This is a genomic window from Oscillibacter sp. KLE 1728 (assembly GCF_934833455.1).
Classification (GTDB): Bacteria; Bacillota; Clostridia; order Oscillospirales; family Oscillospiraceae; genus Oscillibacter; species Oscillibacter welbionis.
In genome coordinates, this window is record NZ_CAKVVF010000006.1 from 1 (window position 1) to 7,807 (window position 7,807).

The 7,807-nt window shown below is 64.5% G+C and carries 7 protein-coding genes; 3 read left to right on the forward strand and 4 right to left on the reverse strand.

The genetic code is table 11. The annotated features are described in order from the left end of the window. Positions 1 to 1,728 (reverse strand): M56 family metallopeptidase (locus QVE23_RS01150; protein ID WP_287967449.1); only part of this gene is annotated, 1,728 nt, incomplete at its 3' end. After that, positions 1,721 to 2,101, reverse strand: coding sequence for a BlaI/MecI/CopY family transcriptional regulator (locus QVE23_RS01155; RefSeq protein WP_021750656.1), 381 nt, complete (start codon positions 2,099 to 2,101; stop codon positions 1,721 to 1,723). The genes QVE23_RS01155 and QVE23_RS01150, both read right to left, overlap by 8 nt. A 195-nt stretch (positions 2,102 to 2,296) precedes the next feature. Between QVE23_RS01155 and QVE23_RS01160 the strand changes: the two genes are divergently transcribed. Further along, on the forward strand, positions 2,297 to 4,786 hold the full coding sequence (locus QVE23_RS01160) for an ATP-dependent helicase (RefSeq protein WP_036631046.1): 2,490 nt from the start codon (positions 2,297 to 2,299) through the stop codon (positions 4,784 to 4,786). Next, the gene (locus QVE23_RS01165) at positions 4,786 to 5,454 is read left to right on the forward strand and encodes a nucleotidyltransferase domain-containing protein (RefSeq protein WP_287967450.1); all 669 of its coding nucleotides are present in this window, start codon (positions 4,786 to 4,788) and stop codon (positions 5,452 to 5,454) included. Before QVE23_RS01160 ends, QVE23_RS01165 begins: the two co-directional genes overlap by 1 nt. 117 nt (positions 5,455 to 5,571) lie before the next feature. Here the strand turns inward: QVE23_RS01165 and QVE23_RS01170 are convergent, their stop codons facing one another. Both QVE23_RS01170 and QVE23_RS01175 read right to left on the reverse strand, forming a co-directional pair. Continuing rightward, positions 5,572 to 6,183: a pentapeptide repeat-containing protein gene (locus tag QVE23_RS01170; protein WP_287967451.1), complete on the reverse strand. Its 612-nt coding sequence runs from the start codon at positions 6,181 to 6,183 to the stop codon at positions 5,572 to 5,574. Further along, complete coding sequence (locus QVE23_RS01175; RefSeq protein ID WP_287967452.1) at positions 6,180 to 6,830, reverse strand: HAD family hydrolase; 651 nt, start codon at positions 6,828 to 6,830, stop codon at positions 6,180 to 6,182. The genes QVE23_RS01170 and QVE23_RS01175 overlap by 4 nt, the downstream gene beginning before the upstream one ends. Before the next feature lie 152 nt (positions 6,831 to 6,982). On the opposite strand from QVE23_RS01175, the gene QVE23_RS01180 reads away from it, so the two are divergent. After that, positions 6,983 to 7,807: DMT family transporter (locus tag QVE23_RS01180; protein WP_502919051.1), on the forward strand; the 825-nt coding region annotated here is incomplete at its 3' end.

Sequence of the window (7,807 nt, forward strand, 5' to 3'; positions counted from 1 at the left end):
GTGCATGATATAGCCGGGGCCACGCTCGGCGCAGTCATTCCGGTGCCGAATGACCTCCATGGTCTCCGGCTCATAGGGTGTGAGGTCTGTCAGCGGAATGGTCAGCACCGGCTCCCCCTCCGGGTACACGGTAGGGATGGCGGGCCGCTCACTGGGCTGGTTGGAGACAAACCAGTAGGAGCCGTCGGCCTGTTCTTCCAGTGTCACGCACTTCCAGCCGTCAACATGGAACGTGTCGTCGTAGTAGAGCCGGATGGTATCGCCCACCCGCTCCCCGGCAGTGATGTTGACGCCCGAGAAGTAGTTGGTGTCCCCGTGGCTGTGATAGTAGGCATCATACTCCGGGAGGTACTGGAAGTAGTCCATCCCGATCCGCCCCGTCTCCTCCAGCGTGAGGCCGGTGTTCTCCAGCAGCACCTGGTTGATGGCCTCCACGGACATCTTGTCCACAGGGCAGATCAGCTCCCCTGCGGTGTCAAAGCTGCCCACCTGCCGCAGCTCCTCATCGGTCATAGGCGCGTCGATCCCCGTGCCGCAATAGAACAGCTCAAAGAGGTCGATGTCCTCCGGCTTCTCGTACAGGGAGTTCAAAAATTGGTTGCGGATGCTGTAAGTACCCTCCTGATTGAAGAACTCCTCATTAAAATACGCCAGCTCGTCGCCGGTGAGGGAGCGGACACCGCCGGTTTCCCCATCCGCCTTGGCCCCGGTGAAGGTGACGGCGCAGACGCCCGCTGCCAGCGCCAGAACCAGAAACAAAGCCGCTGCCCGGGTCTGTTGTCCCTGGGCGATGCGGGCGATCCGGTCCTTCAGCTGCCGCTTATCTGCCGTCATGGTGGTGGCGGACAGCAGGGGAGAGCCGGGACCCGTCCGCACCGGAATCAGGGACAGCAGCGTTTTGCCGTAGGGGATGCGTTCGCCCTCTCCCAGGGCCTGGATGGCGGCCTCGTCGCAGGCCAGCTCCCCGTCGGCCTTGGAGACGGCGGCGGCGATCCACACCAGAGGGTCGAACCAGTACACCGCGAGGCACACGCTCCGCAGCAGCGACCACAACGGGTCCAGATGGCGGGCGTGGGCGGTCTCATGGGCCAGCACATGCCGCAGCCGCTCCGGAGAGGCGACAACGGCGGGGGTAAGATAAATGGCGGGCCGGACAGGTCCGAACAGACAGGGGGAGGGGAGACCCGCCTCCACCAGATAGACGGGATACCTGCAGTTCTCCGCGGCATAGGGCGCCCTCGTCCTCCGGAGCTTTTGCCAGAAGCGCAGGTTGGTCACCAGAAACCACACCGCCATGGCGGCGATGCCGATCAGCCAGAGGACCGTCAGCAGGTCCGCCGCCGTCACCACCCGCTCCCGGATGACCGGGTAAGAAAAGGCTTCCTCCCCGCCGGAGGGCGCGGCCGCCTCCCCGGAGGGGGAGCCGCCTCCCTCTATCTGAGGTGCGGGGGATGTGACCTGGGGCGCTGTCCCCATGGGAGAGGGGGCCAGCGGCACTCTGTAAATTTCCCGCTGTTCCAGCCGTTCCGTCACTGTCCGGCCCACCGGCTCCGCCGCCGACAGGACGGAGAAGTCCGCTCCCGGCAGGCTCACCGGCACCAGCAGCCGCACCAGCACCAGCGCCCACAGGACATACTGGGCCCGGCGGGAAATCCGGTCCCGGAAGGCCCGCCGCAACAGCAGGACCGCCAGGATCAGCACGGAAGATGTCAACAGGATCTCACGCATGTTCCTCGCCTCCCGCTCGTTCCAAAATAGCGGACAGCTCCGCGATGTCCGCCTCCGTCAGCTGGCGGCTCTCCACCATGGCGCTCATCATCAGGCCCAGGCTGCCGCCGTAGACCCGGGAGAGGAAGCTCTCCGTCTCCGCCGCCGCGGCGTCCTCGCGGTCCACCGCGGGGAAGTACCGCTTGGCCCGGCCGCCCTCCTCGTGCCGGACGGCCCCCTTGGCTTCCAGCCGGGCGAGCATGGTGATCACCGTGTTCTTGCTCCAGCCTGTGTCCTCCTTCAGGGAGGCCGTCAACTCCATGATGGTCCGGGGGGACTGCTCCCACAGCCGGTTCATCAGCTTCCACTCGCTGTCGGACAGGTTCACCTGCATAGTCTCACCTCCATGGTATACGAGTGTCTACCTGGTCTTCTGATTGGACCATATCAAATAGGTAGACATTTGTCAACCTCAAATTGGTAACAAAAGCGGCAAACCGGCAACAGCCGTTTCCCGCCTTGACCGGAAGGGGATTTTGCCGTAAAATAGGGGCCGAGACTTTTGAGACGGATGGAGAACGGTGGACTTATGGAAGACTTCAAACAACGCTACATTGCCGCCCGCCGGGCGGTCATCGCCCAGGACTTATCCAGGCTGAACCCCATGCAGCGCCAGGCTGCCATGACCACGGAGGGTCCGCTGCTGCTGCTGGCGGGCGCCGGCAGCGGCAAGACCACGGTGCTGATCCAGCGGGTGTACAACCTGCTGACCTACGGCCGGGGAAGCGATTCGGAAGAGGTGCCGGCCTGGGCCACGGAAGAGGATCTTCAATTTCTGGAGAGCTTCCCCGCCCGGCCCACGGAGGAGGACGTCCGCCGGGCCCGGCGGCTCTGCGCCCTGGACGCGCCCAAGCCCTGGGAGATCATCGCCATCACCTTCACCAACAAGGCGGCAGGGGAGCTGAAGGACCGGCTGGCCGCCCGGCTGGGGCCGGAGGCCAACGACATCTGGGCCTCCACCTTCCACTCCGCCTGTGTGCGCATCCTGCGGCGGGACATCGACCGGCTGGGGTTCGACAAGGACTTCACCATCTACGACACCGACGACTCCAAGCGGGTCATCAAGGACATTCTGAAGGAGCTGAACCTGGAGGAGAAGACCTTCCCGCCCCGGAGCGTCCTGGCCGCCATCAGCCACTCCAAGGACCAGTATGAGACGCCGGAGGACTTTGCCAAGCGGTACGAGGCGGCGGGGGACTGGAAGATGACCCGCATCGCCAAGATCTATGCCGCCTATGCGAAGAAGCTCCGCACCGCCAATGCCCTGGACTTTGACGACATCATCTTTCACACGGTAACACTACTGCAGCAGGAGCGGTCGGTGCTGGACTACTACCAGCGCAAGTTCCGCTACGTGCTGGTGGACGAGTACCAGGACACCAACCACTTACAGTATCTGCTGACAAGCCTCCTGGCGGGGGGGTACAAAAACCTCTGTGTGGTGGGCGATGACGACCAGTCCATCTACCGCTTCCGGGGGGCCAACATCGAAAACATCCTGAACTTCGAGGAGCAGTACCCCACCGCCCGGACCATTCGCCTGGAGCAGAACTACCGCTCTACCCAGAACATTCTGGATGCGGCCAACGCCGTCATCCAGAACAACCAGGGCCGCAAGGGTAAGACCCTCTGGACCGACAACGGCGGGGGCGATGTGGTGACGGTCAAGACCACCTTCAACGAGAGCGACGAGGCCAACTACGTGGCCGGGGACATCCTGATGGGGGTGAACCGGGGCAGGAACTTCCGGGACACGGCGGTCCTCTACCGGATGAACGCCCAGTCCAACGCCCTGGAATACGCCATGAAGCGCAACGGCATCCCCTATAAAGTAGTGGGGGGCATGAAGTTCTTCGACCGGGCGGAGGTCAAGGACATGCTGGCCTATCTGTGCGTGCTGAACAACCCCCTGGACGACCTGCGGCTGCGGCGGATCATCAACAACCCGCCCCGGGGCATCGGCGCCACCACATTGGACAAGGTGGGCGCCTTGGCGGAGAGCCAGGGGGCGTCGCTGTACGAGATCATCCGCAACGCGGACCTGTTCCCGGAGCTGAAAGCGTCTTCCGCCAAGCTGCTGAAGTTCGCGGACCTGATCGACGGCCTGCGGCGGGCGGGCACGGAGCTGGCCCTACCGGAGTTCTATGACGCCGTCTGCGACCAGACCGGCTATGTAAAGGCCCTGGAGGAGAAGAACGACATGGAGAGCCGGGGCCGCATCGAGAACGTTCAGGAGCTGAAATCCAACATCCTGGGCTTCCTGGAGCAGCAGCCGGAGGACGCCACCCTCTCCGGCTTCCTGAACGAGATTGCCCTGTACACAGATCTGGACAGCGTGGAGGCCAGCGACGACTGCGTCACCATGATGACCATTCACTCCGCCAAGGGGCTGGAGTTCCCGGTGGTGTACGTGGTGGGGATGGAGGAGGGGATCTTCCCCGGCGCCTCCGCCCAGTACGACCAGGAGGAGCTGGAGGAGGAGCGGCGGCTCTGCTACGTGGCCATGACCCGGGCCAAGGAGAAGCTGACCCTCACCAACTGCCGGCAGCGGATGCTGTACGGCCGTACCAGCGCCAACCGGGCCTCCCGGTTCCTGGAAGAGATCCCGGAGGAGAACATGCGCTGGGAGAGCAAGCCGGAGCCCCGTTTCGGCGGTATGGAGCACGACGGCACCTTCGGCGGCGACCGGTACGAGGACGGCTGGGGCAGCTCCCCCGCCCGCGCCGGCGGCTCCTGGAGCAGCGGCGGCGTCCACAGCTACCGGGCCCCGGCCCAGGCGCCCCAGCGGCCCCTGGCCTCTGTCCAGCAGGCGTCCTCCACCCGGAAGAACGCCGCCCCGGCGGCGCCCCTGCTGCAATTACAGCAGGGGGACATGGTGGAGCACACCGCCTTCGGGAAGGGCATGGTGCTCTCTGTCCGGCCCATGGGCGGCGACGCCCTGGCGGAAGTGGCCTTTGACACCGTGGGCAAAAAGAAGCTGATGCTGAAATCCGCGGGAGCCCACATGAGGAAACTGTGATGATGGAGATCGAAAACTGGATGAAGCAATACTGCGGGGCCGTCCGGGCCGCCTTTGGGGACCGGGTGCGGTACATCGGCCTCCAGGGCAGCCGGGGCAGGGGAGAAGCCGGACCGGACAGCGACATCGACGTGGTGTGCATTCTGGACAGCTGCTCTCTGCAAGACCTGGAGACCTACCGGGCAGCCGTGAAGGACCTGCCGGACCGGGACAAGCTGTGCGGCTTCGTCTCCGGTACGGCGGAGCTGGCGGCCTGGGACCGGGGGGAGCTGTTCCAGTTCCGCCGGGACACCACCGACTGGTGCGGACGCCTTGCGGACCTGCTGCCGCCGGAGGAGCCAGGGGACGCCCGCCGGGCCCTCCATCAGGGGGTCTGCGGACTGTATCACCTGTGCTGCCATAACTTTCTCCACGGCAGAAGCCGGGAGGCGGTGGCGGAGGCCTGCAAGGCCGCCGTGTTCCTGCTGCAGGCCAAGCTGTATGCAGAGCAGGGGCTCTACTGCCGCCGGAGATCAGACCTGGAACAGCACCTGACCGGGCAGGACCTGGAGCTTCTGCAAACTGCCCAGGCCCTGAAAGCAGGGGAGTGCCGGGAGGACCTGACAGCCCTCACGGACCGGCTGTTTGCCTGGTGCCGGGACGTGATTGGCCAGCAGAAAGCAATCTGAACAGCAGAGGGCCCGCCGAAAACGGCGGGCCCTGGTGTTTTGTGTGTGATCGGGGGTGGGAGATCCGGTCCATTGCACGGGGATCAGCCATGCCTGCGGCTGGACAGATGCACCCCCCTACAGCTCCACCCGGATGCCCAGAATCCGGGCCACCACCGCGGCCTGGGCGGCGTTGATGACGGCGCCCTTCAGCTCCCGGCAGGTCTCCGACAGCACGATCCGGTCCAGGGTGCAGGCCGTCAGGTCCATGCCGGCAAGGCTGGTGCGAAACAGCTCCGCCCCGGTCAGGTCCGTCTTCTCCATGGCAGCTTTTTTCAGCCGCATCTCCGAGAGCGTAGACTCTGTGAAGTCACATCCCTTCACGGAAATACGCTCCCAGACGCCGCCGGAAAAGTTGACATAACGAAGCAGAGTCTCCTCCAGAACGCTGTCCTTCCACCGGGAGCGGCGCAGGTCCGCGCCGTCCCATTTGCAGCCGGAGAGGCGGCAGTCCTTCCAATAGGTGGCGGAGAGGCGGCAGTTCTCCAGGAGACATCCGGTGAAGGTGCAGCCGTAAAAGGCTGCGCCGGTGAAATCGCAGTTCCGCAGGCGGCAGGACTGGAACCGGCAGTCCCGGAAGTCCAGGCCGGAGCCGTCCAGCCCCTCGGCGTTTTCCTGGGAAAGGACCGCGGCGGAGAGCACCTCTCCGGCCTCCCGCGCCGTCTCCAGGGCCTCAGGCAGGCCGCTCATGGGCGGAGTGCCTGCCGGGGCGGGAGCAGCAGCTCCTCAAAGCTCCGGATATACACGTCGCAAAATCCCCGCATGGCCGCCTCGTCCTGGGCGAAGAAACCGTCGTAAACGCCCACCACCCGCATCTTTGCAGCCCTGGCGCCCTTGCAGGCGGAGAGGCTGTCATCGAACACCGTGCAGTCCTCCGGTGCCACGCCGTAGTGCTCTGCGGCGGCACGCCACAGGGCCGGGTCCTTTTTCTCCAACCCCAGGTCGTGGGCCAGAGTGACACCCTCAAAGTACTTCATCAGGTCCAGGTGGGTCAGGGCGGTGCGGCAGTGCTCCGGCACGCTGGAGGTCACCACCGCCATCCGGCGGCCCTCTGCCCGGCACTGCTTTAAATACGCCCGGACGCCGGGCTTCACCGTGACATGGGCATAGGCGTCCCTGGCCATCTCCATCCACTCGGCAATGATCTCCTCGCAGGACTCCGTGAGGTGGCAGTACTCCTTGGTGAACTTGGCGGCCAGGGGAAGGATGGTATGGGCTACGCCCTCGTAATAGGCGTGGGTGTACGCAATGCCCCGCCGGGCCAGAAATTCCCGGTCCACGTTTTTCCAGACGCCGTTGGAGTCGATCAGCGTCCCGTCCATGTCAAACAGCAGCATGGGCCGCCTCCTTTTCTCGGGGAGGAACCGGGTCTTGCCATTTCCGCCCCGTTGTGTTAAAATTTTTATTTGTTCGCGGCTTTTGATCCCGGACATCAAATCTGCGGGAGTTTGCAAAAGTATAGCATAGATCCTGGTGAGGAGCAAGTCTGATGAAAGTCAACCACATCCGTCAAAATGTATTCCCCGTGCTGGCGGCTCTGATCTGGGGCACCGCCTTCGTGGCCCAGAGCGTGGCCGCCGACCATGTGGGTCCCTTCACCTTCACCGCCGCCAGAAGCGCGGTGGCCTTTGTGTTTCTGCTGGTGCTGTGTCTGGTGTTCCGCTGCCTGCGGCGGCGGGATTTTCAGGAGGAGGCCCAGGCCCGGCCCGGTTCCTGGCGGGATCTGGCCATCGGCGGTATCTGCTGCGGCGTGGTCCTGACAATGGGCACCAACCTCCAGCAGATGGGGCTGGAGACCACCACCTCCGGCAAGGCGGGGTTCATCACGGCCCTCTATATTGTCATCGTGCCCATTGCGGGGATTTTCCTCCGGCAAAAGGCGCCCCGGGCGATCTGGCTCAGTGTGGCGCTGGCGGTGGTGGGATTGTATCTGCTGTGCGTGCAGGAGTCCTTTTCCATCACGGAGGGGGACTGGTACGTGCTGCTGTGCTCCTTCTGCTTCGCCGGACACATCCTGCTGATCGACCACTTTACCCGGAAGGTGGACGGGGTGGCCCTGTCCTGCGTACAGTTCCTGGTGATGGCGGTGCTCTCTGCCGGACTGATGCTGGTGATGGAGACGCCTGACTGGGCGGGGCTGCTGGCCTGTATCGGGCCTGTCCTGTATGTGGGCATCTTCTCCAGCGGCGTGGGATACACCCTCCAGATCCTGGCGCAGAAGGACTCCAACCCCACGGTGGTGTCCCTGCTGCTGAGTCTGGAGTCCGTGTTCGCCACCGTCGCCGGGGCGCTGATCCTAGGGGACCGGATGAGT

Bases quoted from the DNA above. Each gene is read 5' to 3' on its own strand.
- QVE23_RS01160 (WP_036631046.1), top strand. From the start codon at position 2,297: ATGGAAGACTTCAAACAACGCTACATTGCCGCCCGCCGGGCGGTCATC.
- QVE23_RS01165 (WP_287967450.1), top strand. From the start codon at position 4,786: ATGATGGAGATCGAAAACTGGATGAAGCAATACTGCGGGGCCGTCCGG.
- QVE23_RS01170 (WP_287967451.1), bottom strand. From the start codon at position 6,183: ATGAGCGGCCTGCCTGAGGCCCTGGAGACGGCGCGGGAGGCCGGAGAG.
- QVE23_RS01175 (WP_287967452.1), bottom strand. From the start codon at position 6,830: ATGCTGCTGTTTGACATGGACGGGACGCTGATCGACTCCAACGGCGTC.
- QVE23_RS01155 (WP_021750656.1), bottom strand. From the start codon at position 2,101: ATGCAGGTGAACCTGTCCGACAGCGAGTGGAAGCTGATGAACCGGCTG.